This window comes from Pararhodobacter sp. CCB-MM2 (assembly GCF_001691415.1).
In the GTDB taxonomy this organism is placed as follows: domain Bacteria; phylum Pseudomonadota; class Alphaproteobacteria; order Rhodobacterales; family Rhodobacteraceae; genus Pararhodobacter.
On record NZ_LRRR01000007.1, the window covers coordinates 46,432 to 64,661 of the forward strand.

Annotated in this window: 15 protein-coding genes; 12 read left to right on the forward strand and 3 right to left on the reverse strand. The window is 67.3% G+C overall.

Annotated features, from left to right (window positions below; genetic code table 11):
* Positions 1–9: 9 nt before the first annotated feature.
* The 4 genes from BCY78_RS09670 to BCY78_RS09685 are packed head-to-tail and all read left to right on the forward strand — an operon-like array spanning position 10 to position 4,208.
* On the forward strand, positions 10–888 hold the full coding sequence (locus tag BCY78_RS09670) for an ABC transporter permease (protein ID WP_068300795.1): 879 nt from the start codon (positions 10–12) through the stop codon (positions 886–888).
* Positions 885–1,865: an ABC transporter ATP-binding protein gene (locus tag BCY78_RS09675; protein ID WP_068301034.1), complete on the forward strand. Its 981-nt coding sequence runs from the start codon at positions 885–887 to the stop codon at positions 1,863–1,865. Before BCY78_RS09670 ends, BCY78_RS09675 begins: the two co-directional genes overlap by 4 nt.
* On the forward strand, positions 1,862–2,833 hold the full coding sequence (locus tag BCY78_RS09680; protein WP_068300796.1) for an ABC transporter ATP-binding protein: 972 nt from the start codon (positions 1,862–1,864) through the stop codon (positions 2,831–2,833). Before BCY78_RS09675 ends, BCY78_RS09680 begins: the two co-directional genes overlap by 4 nt.
* Positions 2,826–4,208 carry a M20/M25/M40 family metallo-hydrolase gene (locus BCY78_RS09685; RefSeq protein WP_068300798.1) on the forward strand — a complete coding sequence of 461 codons (1,383 nt, stop codon included), beginning with the start codon at positions 2,826–2,828 and terminating at the stop codon, positions 4,206–4,208. Before BCY78_RS09680 ends, BCY78_RS09685 begins: the two co-directional genes overlap by 8 nt.
* On the opposite strand, the gene BCY78_RS09690 is transcribed toward BCY78_RS09685, so the two are convergent.
* Positions 4,205–4,849 (reverse strand): GntR family transcriptional regulator, encoded by a 645-nt coding sequence (locus BCY78_RS09690; RefSeq protein ID WP_068300800.1) that lies wholly within the window; start codon positions 4,847–4,849, stop codon positions 4,205–4,207. The two genes, BCY78_RS09685 and BCY78_RS09690, sit on opposite strands and share 4 nt — an antisense overlap.
* A 261-nt stretch (positions 4,850–5,110) precedes the next feature.
* Between BCY78_RS09690 and BCY78_RS26305 the strand changes: the two genes are divergently transcribed.
* The 7 genes from BCY78_RS26305 to BCY78_RS09725 all read left to right on the forward strand — a co-directional run bounded on the left by BCY78_RS26305 (position 5,111) and on the right by BCY78_RS09725 (position 15,255).
* Entirely contained in the window at positions 5,111–7,102 is a 1,992-nt protein-coding gene (locus BCY78_RS26305) for an aminotransferase class V-fold PLP-dependent enzyme (RefSeq protein WP_369808699.1), read from the forward strand.
* A gap of 30 nt (positions 7,103–7,132) precedes the next feature.
* On the forward strand, positions 7,133–8,227 hold the full coding sequence (locus BCY78_RS09700) for a cupin domain-containing protein (RefSeq protein WP_068300801.1): 1,095 nt from the start codon (positions 7,133–7,135) through the stop codon (positions 8,225–8,227).
* Between the two features lie 195 nt (positions 8,228–8,422).
* Positions 8,423–10,999, forward strand: a complete 2,577-nt coding sequence (locus tag BCY78_RS09705; protein ID WP_068300802.1) for a mechanosensitive ion channel domain-containing protein — start codon at positions 8,423–8,425, stop codon at positions 10,997–10,999.
* A gap of 127 nt (positions 11,000–11,126) precedes the next feature.
* Entirely contained in the window at positions 11,127–12,038 is a 912-nt protein-coding gene (locus BCY78_RS09710; protein ID WP_068300804.1) for a LysR family transcriptional regulator, read from the forward strand.
* A gap of 113 nt (positions 12,039–12,151) precedes the next feature.
* The gene (locus BCY78_RS09715; protein WP_068300805.1) at positions 12,152–13,171 is read left to right on the forward strand and encodes a cupin domain-containing protein; all 1,020 of its coding nucleotides are present in this window, start codon (positions 12,152–12,154) and stop codon (positions 13,169–13,171) included.
* Positions 13,172–13,176: 5 nt separating this feature from the next.
* Entirely contained in the window at positions 13,177–14,067 is an 891-nt protein-coding gene (locus BCY78_RS09720) for an alpha/beta hydrolase (RefSeq protein WP_068300808.1), read from the forward strand.
* A gap of 48 nt (positions 14,068–14,115) precedes the next feature.
* Positions 14,116–15,255, forward strand: a complete 1,140-nt coding sequence (locus BCY78_RS09725) for an MFS transporter (protein WP_068300810.1) — start codon at positions 14,116–14,118, stop codon at positions 15,253–15,255.
* A 4-nt stretch (positions 15,256–15,259) separates the two neighbouring features.
* Here BCY78_RS09725 and BCY78_RS09730 read toward each other — a convergent pair whose 3' ends face one another.
* Both BCY78_RS09730 and BCY78_RS09735 read right to left on the reverse strand, forming a co-directional pair.
* Positions 15,260–16,285 (reverse strand): GSU2403 family nucleotidyltransferase fold protein, encoded by a 1,026-nt coding sequence (locus BCY78_RS09730; RefSeq protein WP_068300811.1) that lies wholly within the window; start codon positions 16,283–16,285, stop codon positions 15,260–15,262.
* A gap of 99 nt (positions 16,286–16,384) precedes the next feature.
* Entirely contained in the window at positions 16,385–17,137 is a 753-nt protein-coding gene (locus BCY78_RS09735) for an IclR family transcriptional regulator (RefSeq protein ID WP_068301040.1), read from the reverse strand.
* 180 nt (positions 17,138–17,317) lie between these two features.
* Between BCY78_RS09735 and BCY78_RS09740 the strand changes: the two genes are divergently transcribed.
* Complete coding sequence (locus BCY78_RS09740; protein ID WP_068300812.1) at positions 17,318–18,154, forward strand: cyclase family protein; 837 nt, start codon at positions 17,318–17,320, stop codon at positions 18,152–18,154.
* The last annotated feature ends 76 nt before the right edge of the window (positions 18,155–18,230 follow it).

The following is an 18,230-nucleotide window of genomic DNA, read 5'->3' on the forward strand; positions in this document are numbered from 1 at the left end:
GGAGATCCCATGACCGACCTCGCCCCTCCCGCCGCGCCCGGCCGCTATTCCTGGACCCGCCTGAAGGAGCATCCCTCGCTTCTGCTGGGCGGAGGCATTGTCCTCGTGATGGTGCTGATGGCGATCTTCGCACCGCTGATCGCGCCGCATGACCCGCTGACGCAGAACATCACCGCCCGCACGATCCCGCCCGTCTGGTACGAGAACGGGACCTGGGAGCATATCCTCGGCACCGATCAGCTGGGGCGGGATTACCTGTCGCGGCTGATCTACGGCGCGCGGATCTCGCTGTTCATCGGATTTGCCGCCGTCGCCATCGCCGGGGTGATCGGCACGGTGCTGGGCCTGTTGGGCGGCTATTTCGGCGGCCGGATCGACATGTTCGTGACCTTCGTCACCACGATCCGCTTGTCGCTGCCGGTGATCCTGGTGGCGCTGGCCGTGGTCGCGGTGTTCGGCGGCTCGATCACCATCGTCGTCATCGTGCTGGGCCTGTTGAAATGGGACCGTTTCGCCGTGGTGATCCGGGCCACGACCTCGCAGATCGCGCGGCTGGATTATGTGCTCTCGGCGCAGGCGGCGGGGGCTTCGACCTTCTACATCCTCACTCGCGAAGTGCTGCCGAACCTGATCCCGCAGCTCATCGTCATCGCCACGATCGAGATCGCCTCGGCGATCCTGATGGAAGCGGCGCTGTCGTTCCTCGGGCTCGGGGTGCAGCCGCCGACGCCCAGCTGGGGGCTGATGATCTCGGAGGCCAAGGCCTACATGTTCTTCTCGTTCTGGCTGATCGCCATTCCGGGGCTGGCACTGGCGCTGCTGGTCTTTGCCATCAACATGGCGGGGGACGGTCTGCGCGACCTCGTCTCGCCCGAGCGGAGGGGCTGAGCATGACGCTTCTGACCGTGGACAATCTGAGCGTCGATTTCGGCCGGGGCGCCAAGGCGCTGCATGCCGTGCGGGGATTGTCGTTCAGCGTGGCCGAGGGCGAGACCCTGTGCATCGTCGGCGAATCCGGTTGCGGCAAGTCGATGACGTCGCTGGCGATCATGGACCTGCTGCCGCGCATCGCCCGACGCTCGGTCGACCGGCTGACGATGGGCGAGACGGATCTGACCCGCGCCGCCGGCATCCGTGCCGTCCGGGGCAACCAGATGGCGATGATCTTTCAGGAGCCGATGACGGCGCTGAACCCGGCCTTTCCGATCGGCGATCAGATGACCGAAGCCTACATCCACCACACCGGCGCCAGTGCCGGCGTGGCCCGCGCCCGCGCGATCGAGATGCTGGCCGAGGTCGGCATCGCCTCGCCGGAGAAGCGGCTGGGTCAATATCCGCACCAGCTGTCAGGTGGCCTGCGCCAGCGGGTGATGATCGCCATGGCGCTGATGACCTCGCCCAAGCTGCTGATTGCCGACGAGCCGACGACCGCGCTCGATGTGACCATTCAGGCGCAGATCCTGCGACTGCTCCGCGATCTGCAGAAGCGGCTGGGGATTGCCATCATCTTCATCACCCATGATCTGGGCCTCGTGTCGCGGATCGCCGACCGGGTGGTGGTGATGTACGCGGGCACCCGCGTCGAAGAGGGCACGGCGGCCGAGATCTTCGACAAACCCCGCCACCCCTATACCCGCGCGCTGATCGACTGCATCCCGCAGCCCGGCAAGACCGAGCGCGGGGCGATGCTGGGCACGATCCCCGGTGTTGTCCCGGCCATGGTCGGCGAGGTCCGGGGCTGCGCCTTCCGCACCCGCTGCGCCGTGGCCACGCCCCTCTGTGACGGCGCGATCCCGAAGCGCAGGGCGGGCAGCCACAGCTGGGTCTGCATCCACGAAACCTCTCCGGTGGAGGCCTCGGCATGAGCCAACCGATCCTTGAGACCGTCGCCCTGCGCCGCCGCTTTCAGGTGAGCCAAGGGGTGTTCAAACCCAAGGCCACGCTCAACGCGGTCAACGGCGTCGATCTGCGGGTCCATCGCGGCGAGACGCTGGGCATCGTCGGCGAATCCGGCTGCGGCAAGTCCACGCTGGCGCAGATGCTGCTGAACCTGCTGCCGCCCTCGGACGGCGAGGTGATCTTTGACGGCAAGCCGGTGTCGCAGACCAGCCGCGCGGCCTTTGCCCGCCGGGTGCAGCCGGTGTTTCAGGACCCGTTCTCGTCGCTCAATCCGCGCAAGACGATCCTCGATATTGTCAGCGTGCCGCTGCGCGTCCACGGCATCGGCTCGCGGGCCGAGCAGGACAAGGCCGCCCGTGCGATGATGGACCGGGTAGGCCTGCCCGCGCGCTTTGCCGACCGCTATCCGAAGGAGCTGTCGGGCGGTCAGCGGCAGCGGGTGGCGATCGCCCGTGCCTTGGTGATGCGGCCCGAGGTGGTGATCTGCGACGAGCCGACCTCGGCGCTGGATGCCTCGGTCCAGAGCCAGATCCTGAACCTGCTGATGGAGCTGAAGGCCGAGTTCAACCTCACTTATGTCTTCATCTCGCACAACCTCTCGGTCGTCGAACACATCGCCGACCGGGTGGCGGTGATGTACCTCGGCCGTGTCGTCGAGATGAACGCGACCGACCGCATCTTCGACGCGCCGCAGCACCCCTATACCCGCGCATTGCTGGAGTCCGTCCTGACCGTCGCGCCGGGGCAGGGGGTGCCGGACCTCGCGCTGGGGGCGGGCTTCCCCGATCCGCTGCATCCCGCGCCCGGCTGCACCTTCCATCCGCGCTGCCCGCTGGCCTTCGACGCCTGCCGCAGCCGCGTGCCCGAGGCCGTCAACGTCGTCACCGGCGGCGCGGCCTGCCATCTGACCGAACGTGAGACTGCCCATGCTTGAGCCCACCCGCGACCAAGCCATCGCCGCCGCCCTGTCGCATCTGGAAACCGGCCGGTTCGAGGCGGATCTGCGTCGCCGTGTGGCGATGCCGACGGAATCGCGCAACCCGGCCCGCAAGGCGGAGCTGGAGGCCTATCAGACCACCGAGATGATCCCGCTCTATGAAAAGCTGGGCTTCACCTGCCGTCTGCTGCCGCATGACAGGGCTCCGGGCCCCTTCCTGCTGGCCGGGCGGATCGAAGACCCCGCGCGCCCGACCGTCTTGATGTACGCCCATGGCGACGTGGTCACCGGCATCCCCGAGCAATGGTCGCCCGGCCTTTCGCCCTTCGAGATGACCGAGCGCGACGGCCGTTGGTACGGGCGCGGCACGGCGGACAACAAGGGCCAGCATTCGGTCAACCTCGCCGCGCTGGAGGCGGTGCTGGCATTGCGCGGGTCGCTGGGCTTCAACCTGAAGTACCTCGTGGAGATGGGCGAGGAATCCGGCTCGCCCGCCTTGGACGCAATCTGCGAGACCTATCGGGACGAGCTTTCCGCCGATCTGCTGATCGCCTCGGACGGGCCGCGCATGACGCTGAAGGACCCGACGATCTTCCTCGGCTCGCGCGGCGGGATCGACATCCATATCGAGCTGACCGCGCGCGAAGGCTACCACCATTCCGGCAATTGGGGCGGGCTTCTGGCCAACCCCGGCGTGGAGCTGGCCCATGCCATCACCGCGCTGATCGGGCCCAAGGGCGAGTGTCTGGTGCCCGAGCTGACGCCCGGCGTGATCCCCGATAACGTGCGGGCGGCATTGAAGGATTTCGTCATCGAGACCGCGCCGGGCGATCCCGATCTGGATCCGTGGTGGGGCGCGCCGGGTCTCACGCAGCCGGAACGCGTCTATGCCTGGTCGACGCTGGAGGTGATGGAGATCGAGGTCGGCAATATCCCGAACCCGCTCTATGCCATCCCGCCCAAGGCCCGCGCGCGGCTGCAATTGCGCCATCCGGTCGGTGTCGATCAGTCCCGCGTGAAGCCCGCGATCCAAGAGGCGCTCGATGCCGCCGGCCATGGCCGCGTGCGCGTGGTAATGGATGACACGCCGGGTTTCCCGGCGAGCCGTTCCGATCTGGACGGGCCCTGGGTGCGGTTCGTCGCCGCCTCGATGCAGCAGACGGCGGGACGGGCGCCGGTGATCCTGCCGAACCTCGGGGGTTCCTTGCCGAACGCGCTGTTCACCGATGTGCTGGGCCTGCCGACGATCTGGGTGCCGCATTCCTATCCCGGCTGTCGTCAGCATGGCGCGGATGAACACCTGCCGATCTCGATCGTGCGCGAGGGGCTGGCGCTGATGGCGGGGATCTTCTGGGATCTGGGCGCGGCTTAAGCCTTGTCGATGTTCTGCGCGCGGTAGCTGGCTTCGCCCGCAAAGACATAGCGCAGGGTGCAGTTCGCGGCCTCCAGCGCATCCTTGCGGGTGATCGCGTCCAGCAGCGCCTTCTGGCCGGCGATCACAGCGCGATGGGCGGCCGGGTCGCGCATCGTCATCAGCCGGACGGTCTGCACCTGACCCGACAGCCGATGGATCGCCGCGCGCAGCTCGGGGTTCGGGACCTCGCCGAGCCAGAGGTTGCGGTAGAGTTCCGAGGCGCGGAGGAAAGGCTCGAACTCGCCGTTCTCCAGCGTCGAGGCCGAGGCGGCGACGGCCTCCTGCATCTGCGCCAGTGCCTCCTCGCTGCGGGCCTGCGCGGCGCTGGCGGCGGCATGGGGTTCGAGGAGGCGGCGCAAGAGATAGATGTCCAGCACCCGCTCATGCGAGAGGCTGGGCAGCGAAAACCCGCGTGAGGTGCCCTCGAGGTAGCCCTCGCTCACCAGCTGCATCAGCGCCTCGCGCACTGGCATGCGCGAGACGCCCATCTCGGCGGCGATGACGGTATCGACCAGCCGGTCCTCGGGTCCGATCTCGGCGCTGAGGATGCGCGCGCGGATGGTGTCGTGGATGCGTTGACGGTGGCTGGTGCGGGACATTCAGAGGCTTTCTGCGGTCAGATCGGGCGCTTAGAAGTATACTGTTGATCTATGGCTTTGGTCGAAGATCGTGCATTTCGCGCCAGCAATCAAGCCATTGCCGTAAAAATCCTTTGAGTTTGAAAGATTATCCGTTGACAAAAGAATACAGTTTTCTAGCCTCATGGTCAGACCACAAGGGAGTCGCCGCAGGGAAGGAAGCCCCGGCACCCCCTCTGGCGCCTCGCCCCGATCGGGGCCGCGCAACGAGAAGGACAGGGCATGACCCGCAATACCAAGGCCGCCGGCTATTTCCTATATCACTCCATCGGGCTCTATCCCGGCAAGGAGGAAGATATGGCGCAGGCGATGGCCGAGTTTTCCTCCGTCTGGGCCGCCCCCGATGACAAGCAATGGGGCTATGTCCTGCGCAAGCGGCAGGATTTCTGCGAGGCCTGGGGCCGGCTGATCAACGCGCCGAAGGGCTCGGTCACCCATGTCGACAACGTCACCGAGGCACTGCACAAGCTGGTGCGCGCGCTGCCCGAGGGCTGGCTGAAAGGGCGCAAGATTCTCGTCGGCGCCGATTGCTTCCCGTCGTTGCATTTCATGCTGGCGGGGCTCGCGCCGAAGATCGGCTTCACGCTGGTCACGGTGCCCCTGTCCGACGGCAAGGCCTGGGTCGAGACCGAGGATTTCCTCGCCCATTGGGACCGCGACGTGGCGCTGTCCCTGCTGACCTGGGTGACTTCGACCGCCTCGGCCAGGATGGATTACCCGGCGCTGGTGGCGCATGGGCGGGCGATGGGCAGCCTGATGGTCGCCGACATCACGCAGGCCGCGGGGCTTCTGCCCTTCGACGTGACGGAACCGCGGGTGGATTTCGTCATCTCGACCAGCCTGAAATGGCTCTGCGGCACGCCGGGCGCGGGCATTCTATACGTCGATAAGGGCATCGTCGCCGAGTTGCAGCCCGAGGCGCGGGGATGGTTCAGCCAGAACAACCCGTTCTCGTGGGATCTCGACAAGTTCGAATACGCCCCCGATGTGCGTCGCTTCGACAGCGGCACGCCGGGATCGGTGGCGGCGATCGCCTCGTTGCCCGCCTTGCGCTGGTTCACGGCGCAGGATCAGGCACAGATCGCCGCGCGCAACCGGGCGATGGTCGATCAGATCATCACCCATGCCGATGACCTCGGTCTGCCGCTCCTTTCCCCGCGCGAGGTCGATCGGCGCGGCGGCGCGGTGATGCTGCGGATGCCGTCCAAGGCCGAGGCCGCCGCCATCGTCGGCGCGCTGGGGGTCGAAGGCTATTCCGTGGATTTCCGAAATACGATCCTGCGCCTGTCGCCGGGCATCGTGACGGAAGACAGCGCGATTGAAACGGTGTTCGATATCACCCGGGCCACGATGAACCGCCGCAAGGCGCGCTTCGCGGGGCAGGGGGTCAATCTGGAACGAAAGGGGCAGGCGATGGACGGAACGCTTCTGGGGAACCTCGGGCAGGCGCTGCTGACGGGCGCGGTGCGCATCGTCGATTGCACCGCCGTGCTGGGGCCGGACACGCCGCTTCTGCGTCTGCCGAAAGATGTGGCGAAGAACACGCCGCAGGTGAAGATCCACAAGATCAGCGAATACGACATCGACGGGCCCTATTGGGCGTGGAACTGGATGGAGCTAGGCGAGCATTCCGGCACCCATTTCGACGCGCCACATCATTGGCTCAGCGGCAAGGATTTTCCCGACGGCTTTACCGATACGCTGGACGTCCAACGCCTGATGGCCCCGGTCAACGTGATCGACTGCACCGCCGAGGCCCAGGCCGATCCCGATTTCCTGCTGACCGCGCAGCGGGTCAAGGAATGGGAGGCTCAACATGGCGAGATCGGGCCGGGCGAATGGGTCGTCATGCGTACCGATTGGGACAAGCGCAGCCATGATGTGGAGCTGTTCCTCAACGAGGATCCCGACCCGCTTGAGGACGGCTCGCATTCGCCGGGGCCCTCGACCGATTGCATGGATTACCTGTTGTCCAAGGGCATCGTCGGCTGGGGTACGCAATGCGTGGGCACCGACGCGGGCATGGCCGGCAAGTTCAGCCCGCCCTATCCCGCGCATAACTTCCTGCACCGCGACAATTGCTTCGGCCTCGCCAGCCTGTGCAACCTTGACCAATTGCCGCCCAAGGGCGCGATCCTGATCGCCACGCCGTTGAAGATCCAGAACGGCACGGGCTCGCCCATCCGCGCGCTGGCCTTGGTGCCGCAAGCCTGACCCTTCATCCCTGTTGTATCGAGACATTCCATGACCGAGCCAAAGATCCTCGCCGAGATGGTCCTGCCGACGCAGGAGCTGCGCGACGACATTCCCTTCTTCACCAAGACCCTCGGCATGCGGCTGGAGAATATCTATCCCGCCGACAGCCCGGCGGTGGCCAGTTTCTCAGGCCACGGGCTGCGGGTCCGCGTCGAGAAGGGCGCACAGACCTCGCCGGGCCTGATCCGCATCCTGACCGATGATCCGGGCAGCTTCGCCGGCGGCCAGCGCCACCTGACCGCGCCCAATGGCACGCAGGTCGAGGTCGTCCCCCTGACCCCGCAGGTCGAGACCTTCACCACCGAACACAGCTACACCGTCCGCCGCCTGCGCGACGGCGCGCCTTGGGTGATCGGTCGGGCGGGGATGCATTACCGCGACCTGATCCCGACCCGTTTGGGCGGCTCGGTCATCGCCAGCCACATCCGCATCCCGGACGGCGGGCCGGTGCCGGACATGGTCCATTACCACACGGTCGGCTTCCAGCTGATCTTCTGCTATCGCGGCTGGGTCGATGTCCTCTACGAGGATCAGGGCGAGATGATCCGCCTGCATGCGGGCGATTGCGTCAACCAGCCGCCGGGCATCCGCCACCGCGTCGTCCATGCCTCGCCCAATATCGAGGTGATCGAGATCGGCGTGCCGGCCGAGCATGTGACGACGATCGACCATGCGATGACCCTGCCCAACGGCAAGGGCGATCCCGACCGCGAATGGGACGGGCAGAAATTCGTCCATCACCAGAAGGACAAGGCCCATTGGGCGCCGTTCCGCGTGCCGGGCTTCACCGCCCGCGACACCGGCATGAGCACGGGCACCAAGGGCGTCGCCGGCATTCAGGTCATCCGCAAGGGCGAGGGGCAGCCGGTGGCTCATGCGCATGACGCCGACATCCATTTCACCTTCGTCATGGACGGCACGATGCGGCTGGAGGCCGAGGGTGAGGCGCCGCGCGATCTGGAGGCGGGCGATGCCTTCGTCATCCCGCCCGGCATGAAGGTCCGCTACGAGGCCGCGTCCGAGGATCTGGAGCTGCTGGAAGTCGCCTTGCGCGGCGATTTCACCACCACGCTGGAAGCCTGACGCCGGCTTTCTGCCGATCGAGGGGCGAAAACGGTGGCAGCCGGGGACGGATGCGCTATGTCAGCCGAAGGTGGCCGGGGCCTGCGCGTGTGACGCCAACCCCTTGGCCAGCATGAATCCGGGACGTCGCCGTCGGGTGGCGTCCCGTTCCCATGCTCGCCCCGCCCAACGGATTTTGGAAACGAACGTGGTGACATGACCTTCCTACGCACCCGGATCGCCCTGATGCTGATCCTTGCCCTGGCGTCGCTTGGCGTCCTGCCCCCCGCGAGCCTTCAGGCGCAGACCGGCCTGCTGCCCTCCTCCTCGACCACCAGCGAGACTGATGCGACGCCGGCCACGGAAACGGCCGCGCCGAGCAGCCTCGATCTGCTGCTGAACGTCATTGAGGACGATCAGGCCCGCGCCGCCCTCATCGACGAGTTGCGCGCCGCGCAAGGTGCCGCGGCACAGACGCCGGCCGATCAGGTTGTCGAAACCCTCGCCGGTGACAATGCCGTGCCGCCGGAAAGCCTGTCGTTCAGCCGCCGCGTCGCGCTGATCACCCAGCAGGCGGTCGAGGATATCTCGACCCGCGCGGCGACCCTCTGGACCCAGCTGACCCGCACGCAAGACGCCCTCGACGGCCTCAGCGGGCGCGAAGCCGGGGTGCTTTGGACCGCCTTGCAGGAACTGGCGCTGATCATCGTCAGCACCGTGGCCGTGTTCCTCGTGCTGCGCCGGATCGGCAAGACGATCTACGCGCGTATGGGCGCGAAGGCGGCGGAGAGCGGCTTCATCCGCACCGTGGCGCTGTTCCTCGGCTCGGCGCTGATTGATGCCTTCATCGTCATCATCGCCTGGGCCGTCGGCTATCTGATCGCCACGCTGTTCATCGGGCAGGTCGGCACGATCGGCATCCGTCAGACGCTGTATCTGAACGCTTTCCTGCTGGTGGAGCTGGCCAAGGTCGTGGTGCGCATGGTGCTGTCGCCCTCGACCCCCAGCCTGCGGCTGATCCGGATGTCGGACGATGCCGCGCGCTACACGACGGCACGGCTGAACCTGATGGTCGGTCTCATCGGCTATGGGCAGCTGCTGGTGGTGCCGATCATCAACCAGAATGTCTCGTATGCGGCGGGCAGTGCCGTGTCGGTCCTGATCGCCCTGTTGGTGATGGGGCTCGCCTTCTGGCTGGTGCTGCGCAACCGCAAGCCGGTCGCCGAATGGCTGGAGCGCGGTGGTCAGAGCGAGGCCGACTACCAGCGCACGCAGGAGATGGCCGCTCAGGCAGAGCGCGAAGCCGCCGAGGAAGAGGCCGCCCAAGCCGCCGCCGCGCAGGAAGCGGCCCGTGCCTTGGCCGAGCGTCAGGCAGAAGCCGGCGGTGCGCCCAACGAGTTCACCATGAGCGATACCGCCGCCGAGGAAGCGGCCGAGGAGCAGGCGTTGGTGGCCGAACAGGCCGCTGCCGATGAGCGCGCCGCCCGCGAAGCCGCCGCCGAGCAGGAAGCCGCGCGGATCGCGGCCGGCCCGGCAGTGGTCGAGGGGCCCGAGAAGAAGCGCGGCCCGCTCGCCTTCCTTGCGCGCAACTGGCACTGGCCGGCGATGCTGTACCTGTTCTCGATGACGGTGATCGTGCTGTCGCAGCCCGGCAACGCGGCCTTCCGCGCCATGGCGAACTCGGGGCAGATGCTGCTGGCGGTGCTGATCGGCCTGATGCTGTCGGGCGTCCTGACCCGCGCCATGGTGCGCGGCGTGCAACTGCCGGACAACGTCACCGCGCGTCTGCCGCTGCTGGAAAAGCGCCTGAACACCTTCGTGCCCAAGGCATTGTTCGTGCTGCGGATGGTGATCTTCGTGCTGGTGGTGGCCTTCGCACTGAATGCCATCAGCCTGATCGACCTGCGCGGTTGGTTGGCCAGCCAGATCGGCCTGCGACTGACCAGCACGCTGTTCTCGGTCGCGGCGGTGCTGCTGGTGTCCTTCGTGGTCTGGGTCGCGCTGACCTCGTGGGTGGATTACCGCCTGAACCCCGAATTCGGCACGGTTGCCACGGCCCGCGAACGCACCTTGCTGACGCTGCTGCGCAACGCGGCGACCATCGCGCTGATCATCATCACGCTGATGTTCGTGCTGTCCGAAGTGGGCCTCGACATCGCACCGCTGCTGGCTTCAGCCGGGGTGCTGGGTCTGGCCATCGGTTTCGGTGCGCAGAAGATGGTGCAGGACATCATTACCGGCATTTTCATCCAGTTCGAGAACGCGATGAACGTGGGCGACGTGGTGACCGTCAGCGGCACCACCGGCGTCGTCGAGCGTCTGACCATCCGCTCGGTCAGCCTGCGCGACGTGACCGGGGCGTTCCATGTGATCCCCTTCTCGTCGGTCGACATGGTGACGAACTTCATGCGCGATTTCGGCTATTTCGTCTGCGACATGGGCGTCGCCTACCGCGAGAATATCGCCGAGGTGAAGCAAGCCATGCTCGACGGCTTCGAAGAGCTGCGCCGCGATGCGGATCACCGGGGCAACATCCTTGGCGATCTGGAATGGTTCGGGATCAACAGCTTCGGCGACAGCGCCATCGTCTGCCGCGCGCGCATCAAATGCGTGCCGGGGACGCAATGGGGCGTGGGCCGGGCCTATAACGGCGTGCTGAAAGAGATCTTCGACGCCCGTGGCATCGAGATCCCCTTCCCGCACCAGACCCTCTATCTGGGCGAGTCGAAGAAGGGCGAGACGCAGCCCTTCCGCCTGCTGGTGGAAAAGGACGAGGCTGGCCTGACGGGCTGATCGTCGCTGTACGAACACGGGAAGGGGGCTGGACCGAGGGGTCCGGCCCCCTTTGCCTTTGCGCTCGGGCGGTTGCGGCAGACCGACGCCACGACTATCCCTCAAGGGGGACGCGCCGGGGGATGACATGCGGTTTCGACAGCTCGACCTGAACCTGCTGGTGGCACTGGATGCGCTGTTGGACAGCCGCAGCGTCACCGCCGCCGCGCAGCAGATGAACCTGTCGCAAGCGGCTATGTCGAATGCTCTGGCCCGTCTGCGCCGCCATTTCGACGACCCGCTGCTGGTCCGGGCCGGGCGCGAGATGGTGATGACCGCCCGCGCCCAATCCCTGCGCGGCGAGGTGCGCGAGCTGCTCGACCGGATCGAGGCCAGCGTCTTTACTCCGGCGCCCTTCGACCCGGCACAGCGGGCGCGTAACATCACCTTGCATGCCGCCGATGCCGCCGCCATCGGTGTGATCGCGCGGCTGGGTCGCCACCTGCATCGCCACGCACCGGGGATCACCCTCTCGCTGCGGCCCCTCTCGGATGACAGCTGGCGCGCGCTGGACCGGGGCGAGGCCGATCTGCTGCTGGTCCCGCGCCAATATGCCGCCACTGACCAACCGATGGCGCAGCTCTATACCGAGCCCTTCCGCGTCCTCGCCTGTCGCGAGGGAGCCTATGCCGAGGGGCCGTTGACGCAGGCGGCTTACCTCACGGCCGAGCATGTCACGGTCGAGCTGGGCGGTGACCGCAAGGTGCCCGTTGACCGCGCGATCATCGAGCATGGCCATGGCCGCCTGCGCGCCGGGATCACCGTCTCCAGCCAGGCGATGGTGGCCTGGCATGTGACCGGCACCGACCGTCTGGGTACGGTTCCCGCGAGCCTCGCCGCGGAGCAATGCGCGGTGCTGCCCTTGGTCTCGCACCCCCTGCCGCTGGAGGTGCCGCCGTTGCAGATGGTGCTGCAATGGCGCCGTTTGGCCGAGGGCGATCCGACGCTGGAATGGCTGCGTGGAGTGTTGACCGGGTTGCTGGATCATTCACCAGACTGATGCGGGCCCTTCCGAACAATCAATTTCCCTTGTGACTGCGCCGGGCGCATGATGCCGGCAAGACGACCGCTGCCGGGAGGGCGGTGGCTCTGTAGACGGGGGGATTCCCAGCGATGGACTTCAATATTCTGCCGGGTCAGCCCGGTGCCTATGGCATTCGCAACGGGCAGGGGCCACGGCACCTGTTGGGCGGCATGGTGGCCTCGGCCTATGCCACGGGGGCGGAGACGGACGGCAGCTTCGGGCTGACCATGCTCACCGGCGGGGCCGAGGCGGGCCTGCCGATGCTGCGCCACGCCGAGGCACACGCCGGGCTCTATGTTCTGGACGGTGTGGTGGCGCTGACGCTGAATGGTCAGCGGTATGAACTGGTGCGCGGCGATTATGCTTCGATCCCGGCGGGGACCGATTGGGGCCTGTCGATGCAGCGCCTGCGCAATGTGGCGATGCTGTTCCAGACCGGCGGCGCGGCTTGCGGGGTGTTCCCGACGCTGGGCCGCCCGTTCGACGGCCATGTCCAGCCGGACAAGGCCCCCGGCAGCTGGCGCGATCTGGCCTCCGGCCCCGTGCCGGGATGCGACACGACGATCCTCGGGCCGCTGCCCAAGGGGCTGCCGCTGGCTCAAGGGCGGCGCGATCTGCCCGAGGGGACCGAGCCCTTCGTCATCCGCGCGGGCGAGGGCGATCATGTCATCGTCGGCGAGCAGCTGTTCACCTATACCTCGCGCAACCGCAACACCGGGGGCGAGTTCTTCACCCTGCTGACCGAGGGCCCGGAAGGTCCGATGATCCCCCCGCACAAGCATCTGCGCCATGACGAGATGTTCTTCTGCGTCGATGGTGCGGTGCGGATGAAGGCCGCGGACGAGATCCTTGAACTGGCGCCCGGCGACTTCCTGTTTGTGCCGCGCGGCACACCGCATGCCTTCCAATTCCTGCGCCCCTACACGCGGCTGATGGGCTGGCTGAAGCCCGGCATCTTCGAGCCCTTCTTCGAGATCCTCGGCGATGCGGCCGAGGCGACGGTCTATCCCGAGCAGCCGCTGCCCTTCCGCTTCGACCGGGTGTTGGCGCGGTTGGGCGAGCTGGACATCGTCCCCCTCGGCGCGCCTCCGGGGGCGGGCAAGCCGTGAGCCAGATGCGCGTCCTTCCCGATCAGGTCTATTCGCACGCCGGGGGCATCGACCGGCTGGCCGATGTCCATCTGCCGGCGGGCGAGGGGCCCTTCCCGGTGCTGATCTTCCTGCATGGCGGGGGCTGGCGCTTCGGCGACCGGCGGCTGGGGCCGGACCTGTCGCGCCATTTCGCGGCGAAGGGCTTCGCGATGGTCTCCATCGACTACCGCCTGTCGGGCGAGGCGATCTTCCCGGCGCCGGTCCTCGATACCGTGGACGCCGTGCATTGGGTCCGGGCCGAGGCCGCGCGCTATGGTTTCGACGCGGGGCGCATTGGCCTGTGGGGCTCCTCCGCCGGGGGGCATCTGGCGGCTCTGGCGGGATTGGCGCCAGAGGGAGAGTACGGCGCCGGCGCTCCGGCGCAGGCGATCTGCGCGGGCTATCCGCCGGTGGCCTTTCTGGCGATGGACGACCAGCGCGACCCGATGATCCAGCCGGGCGACGACCCGGAATCGGCGCATCTGCCGACGCCCCGCCCGGTCTCGGACCCCGAGGCGTTGGAGAGCCTGTTCCTCGGCGGGCCGGTGCCTGACCGCGCGGATGTGGCGGCCGAGGCCGATCCGCGCCGCTTCGCCCGCGCCGAGGCACCGCCGATGCTGCTGATGCACGGCACCCGCGACGCGGCCGTTCCGTCAGCGCAAAGCCGGATGCTGTTCGACGCCTTGGCCAGCAAAGGGGCCGAGGTGATGCTGATCGAGGCAGAGGGTCTGGGCCACGGCTTCTTCAACCGGACGGATCTCGATGACCGCGGCGCGCTGCCGCTGACCGAGATCCGTCCGGGCGCCGCGGCGATCCGGCGCGAGGGTTTTATCTTCGAGACGGTGGCTGCGTTCTTCGCGCATCATCTGGGCTGAAGCGCCGCGTTACCGCCGGGGAGGGCGGTGCGGCACAGGGAGGATATCATGGACAGAAGATTGGGAGCGCTGGCCCTCGCCGCGCTGGTGATGGGGCATGTCGTCGGCATGGTGGACCTTGTGGCCCTACCGGTCTGGGTCGGCGCGCTGGTCGACCGCTACGGGTTTCAACCGCAGCAGGCGGGCGCGTTGGTGACGCTGTTCCTGCTGGGCGCGGTGGCCGCCAGCGTAACCTTGGCCCGCCGCTTTGGCCGGGGGAACGGGCGGGCCGTGGCCTCGGGCGGGTTTGCGGTGGCGGCGTTGGCGTTTCTCGCGGCCACGACCCAGACGGACTTCGTGCCGCTGGCGCTGTGTCACGCGCTGGCAGGGGTCGCGGTCGGCAGCGGGTTGTCGATGGTGCATGGCGCGATCGGGCGCAGCGCCAGGCCGCATCGCAACTTCGCGCTGGCCAACGTCATGCTGGGCTTCTTCGCCATCGCCTTCCTCGGCGGGGTGCCGCAGCTGATGCTGGCGCAGGGGCCGCAGGCCTTGTTTCAGGTCTATGCCGCGGTCATGGCCCTCGCCGCACTGGCGTTGCTTTTGTTCTTCCGCGATCCGGGCGCGGGTCAGGCCGCTGCTGTGGGCGGTCCCCTGCCGCGGCCAGTGAAGCTGCTGGTCGCCGGGGTCTGCCTGATGACCTTCAACCAAGCGATGATCTTTTCCTTCGTCGAGGTGATCGGCGCCGCGCGGGGCTTTGCGCATGAGGCCGTCTTGGGCGCGCTACTGGCACTTGGGCTGGTGAATGCCCTGCTGGCCGGACCGGGTGCTGCGCTGCTGGAACACCGCTTGCCCGCCTTCACCGTGATCCGCGCAGGCGCCGTGGTGCAGGCGCTGTTGGCGCTGGTGATGGCGACGACGGGCGCCTTCCCGCTCTGGGCCGGGGTGACGGCGGTGTTCGTGGGGGTGCAGATCTTCACCCATCCCTTCGCCTTTGGGCTGTTGGCGGGCATGGACCGCTCGGGCCGGGTGGTGGCGGCTACGCCGGCGATGCTGATGATCGGCTCGGCCTTGGGGCCGGTAGTCGGCGGGGCGCTGGGGCAATCCTTGGGCTTCGGCGCGCTGGGTGTCGCGGCCTTGGCGCTGGGGGCGCTGGCCTTCACCTGCTTCACGCTGGCCCGCCGCGCGGCGCCCGAGGCGGTTCCGGCCTGAAGGGTCAGGACAGCGCGGCCAGTTCGGCGGCGCTGTCCGGCATCCGCGATAGGCTGGCCTCGATCCGCTCGCGCCAGCGCGGTCCGCGTGAAAGGGCGTCGGCATGGGCCTCGGCCAGATCGTCGGGCCGGTCCTGCGCCAGAATGCGGATCAACAGCGCCGCCTGCGCGCGGTCCTTCTCTGCCTTCAGCTGGTCGGGGCCGCCGATCCGCCGGTCGGCCACAATCAGCTTGTGGATCGCGTAACGCTCGGGCCGCGGGATCTGCACCAACACGCCCGAGCGGTAGAGGGCCACGGCATGGATCGGTTCGGCCAGCAGGAAGTTCAGATAGTTCAACGCCTGCGCGCTGACGCCGAGGGCGGGCAGGGGCTTCACCCGCTCGTCACCGAAGGCGGGCGTGAGGAATTCGACCATCGCCGTGCCCCGGTTCTGACGCCATTTCCAGACCTGCCGGTCCTGCAACCCCGGCACTGGGTCGAATTTCAGCGCCTGCAGGATGTCGCCGGGATCTTCCTCGACCCGGTCGCCCAGAGCGACGGAAAGACGTTCAAAACTGGCGAAGTCGATGTCGCCGGTCTGCGCGAGGTCATCGGCGCCGAAGCGGACACCCAGTTCGCCCTGATACAGCGCGAAGGCGCCGGTGCCGATCAGCGTGCCGCCCAGTCGGAACAGCCCCGCGCGGGCAAAGGCATAAAGCAGCGAGCCGGTATCCCGGTCGGTCGCGACATAGCCCTCGGCCCGCAGGATGCGCGCCAGCCGGGTCATCGCGGCGCGACGTTCCTCGGCCCCGGCGCGGATCTCGGCGGCACGGGCAAGGCGGGCGCGCAGCTCGGGCGTGGCCTCGCCGAGGTACCGGCTGCGCATCTCGGTGCCGAGCCGGAACTTGTCATAGAGATAGACCCGCCCGTTGCGCGCCCGTTCCTCGAGGCTGCCCAGAAGCGCCGAGGCCTGTTCATCCAGATGCAGGCGCAGCAGGTCGGCATAGGCCACCTGCGCGATGCGGGAATGCGAGACGGGGGTCGGGGTCATAGGTGGCTCACGGCTGTGTGCAGCAAGTATATCCTTGCTGCACATCGACGCAAGTGCAGCAAGAAATCATTTGCTGCACATAAGGGCAAGCACCTGGTTTCAGGCCGAAAAATGCTGCCGGACCAGCTCCAGCGTCTCGCGCAGTTCGACCTCGACCGTTTCGCGCATCGACAGGAAGCGCGGGGTCGGCACGGGCACGGAAATCGCGTGGATCTCGCCGTTGCGATCCCGGAACGCGCCGCCAAGGGCAGAGATCCCGATCGTATGCTCGTCGGCATCCTCGGCGATGCCGCGCGCCCGGATCTCGGCCAGCAGCGCCGCGAAGGCGGGCCAGTCCGCCTTGTGGTGCGCGCGCTTCCATTCGGCCTCGACCAGCGGGCGGGCCTCGGCATCGGGCAGCAGGGCCAGAGCAGCGCGACCGTTGGCGCTGGTGGTCAGCGGGAAGACATCGCCCACGGCCGAAATGGTGCGCAGCCGATGCGTGCCCGGCACCTGATCGAGGAAGATCATCCCCGCGCCGCGCAGCACCGACAGATCCGCCGTCTCGCCCAGACGACGCGAGAGTTCGGACAGGTGCAGCCGGCATTCCTCGACGACGTTATAGCGCGTGGCTTCGGACAGCGCGGTGATCTCGGGCCCCAGACGGATCGAGCCGCCGGTCGAGGTGGCGATCACCAGCCGCTCGGCCTGCAGGGCGCCGACGATGCGCTGTACCGTAGAGCGAGGCAGATCGACCCGTTCGGCGATCTGGCCGAGGCTCATCCCCTCGGTGTTGTCGCGCAGCACGCGCAGGATCGCCGCGGCGCGCGCGATGACCTGGATGCCCGATCGTCCCTGATCGCTGTCGCTCATGCCGTCCTCCCGTTCCTTGCCCGCATAGCAATACAGCAGAACAGGGCTGATCTGCAATGCGATACAGGTGTCCCAGAATCTTGTTGACGAGTCGCGACTTGCGTGTGTACCGTCTGGCGAACCGAACGCACCATATTGCGGTGCAGCATCGGGGAAACGCATCGGAAGGGAGGAGCCGATATGGTCAAGGTCCGCGGCATCGAATTCGAGGGGAACCTCGACAACAGCATGGGTCTGGAATTCTACAACCTGAGCCACCGCTTCGGTTTCCAGAACCCGAACTGGCCGTATTTCGAGGATACGAAGATCGAGCGTATCCACTACATGGCGAAGTCGGGGGTGTTGTCGCAGCGTATCACGACGACCATGCATGCGACGACTCATATCGACGCGCCGGCGCATGTGGTGCAGGGCACGCCCTTCATCGACGAAGTGCCGCTGCCGCATTTCTTCGGCTCGGGCATCGTCGTGTCGATGCCGAAGAAGAAATGGGAGCCGATCACCTATGACGATCTGGAAGCGGCCTGCGGCAAGTCGATCCGCAAGGGCGACGTGCTGATCATCAACACCGGCTGGCACAAGCAATACGAGGACGGCGATTACTTCGCCTATTGCCCGGGCTTCGTGAAATCGGCCGGCGAATGGATGGTCGAGAAGGGCGTGAAGGTCGTGGGCCATGACACGCAAGCGAACGACCACCCGCTGGCGACCGCGATCGGCCCGCAGCGCAATGGTCCGCTGCTGCCGCACCTCGCCGAGGAGTACAAGGAATGGTCCGGCGGCGTGGACTGGAAAGACGCCTTCCCTGAGTGGGAGCCGGTGCACAACATCCTGTTCAAGAACGGGATCATGGGCATCGAGAACGTCGGCGGCGATCTGGATGCCGTGACCGGCAAACGCTGCACCTTCGCCTTCTTCCCCTGGAACTGGGATCGCGGTGACGGCTGCATCGTCCGCCTCGTGGCGATGATCGACAAGAGCCAGAACTTCCGCATCGAGCGCGGCGACGCGATCTGACTTGGGAACCGGGGGCTTCGCGCCCCCGGACCCCCGCGGAGTATTTCTGACAAGGTGAAGCACAGCCGGAAGGGGA

Bases quoted from the DNA above. Each gene is read 5' to 3' on its own strand.
- BCY78_RS09735 (WP_068301040.1), bottom strand. From the start codon at position 17,137: ATGAGCGACAGCGATCAGGGACGATCGGGCATCCAGGTCATCGCGCGC.
- BCY78_RS09715 (WP_068300805.1), top strand. From the start codon at position 12,152: ATGGACTTCAATATTCTGCCGGGTCAGCCCGGTGCCTATGGCATTCGC.
- BCY78_RS09705 (WP_068300802.1), top strand. From the start codon at position 8,423: ATGACCTTCCTACGCACCCGGATCGCCCTGATGCTGATCCTTGCCCTG.
- BCY78_RS26305 (WP_369808699.1), top strand. From the start codon at position 5,111: ATGACCCGCAATACCAAGGCCGCCGGCTATTTCCTATATCACTCCATC.
- BCY78_RS09700 (WP_068300801.1), top strand. From the start codon at position 7,133: ATGACCGAGCCAAAGATCCTCGCCGAGATGGTCCTGCCGACGCAGGAG.
- BCY78_RS09690 (WP_068300800.1), bottom strand. From the start codon at position 4,849: ATGTCCCGCACCAGCCACCGTCAACGCATCCACGACACCATCCGCGCG.
- BCY78_RS09725 (WP_068300810.1), top strand. From the start codon at position 14,116: ATGGACAGAAGATTGGGAGCGCTGGCCCTCGCCGCGCTGGTGATGGGG.
- BCY78_RS09710 (WP_068300804.1), top strand. From the start codon at position 11,127: ATGCGGTTTCGACAGCTCGACCTGAACCTGCTGGTGGCACTGGATGCG.
- BCY78_RS09685 (WP_068300798.1), top strand. From the start codon at position 2,826: ATGCTTGAGCCCACCCGCGACCAAGCCATCGCCGCCGCCCTGTCGCAT.
- BCY78_RS09670 (WP_068300795.1), top strand. From the start codon at position 10: ATGACCGACCTCGCCCCTCCCGCCGCGCCCGGCCGCTATTCCTGGACC.
- BCY78_RS09680 (WP_068300796.1), top strand. From the start codon at position 1,862: ATGAGCCAACCGATCCTTGAGACCGTCGCCCTGCGCCGCCGCTTTCAG.
- BCY78_RS09730 (WP_068300811.1), bottom strand. From the start codon at position 16,285: ATGACCCCGACCCCCGTCTCGCATTCCCGCATCGCGCAGGTGGCCTAT.
- BCY78_RS09720 (WP_068300808.1), top strand. From the start codon at position 13,177: ATGCGCGTCCTTCCCGATCAGGTCTATTCGCACGCCGGGGGCATCGAC.
- BCY78_RS09740 (WP_068300812.1), top strand. From the start codon at position 17,318: ATGGTCAAGGTCCGCGGCATCGAATTCGAGGGGAACCTCGACAACAGC.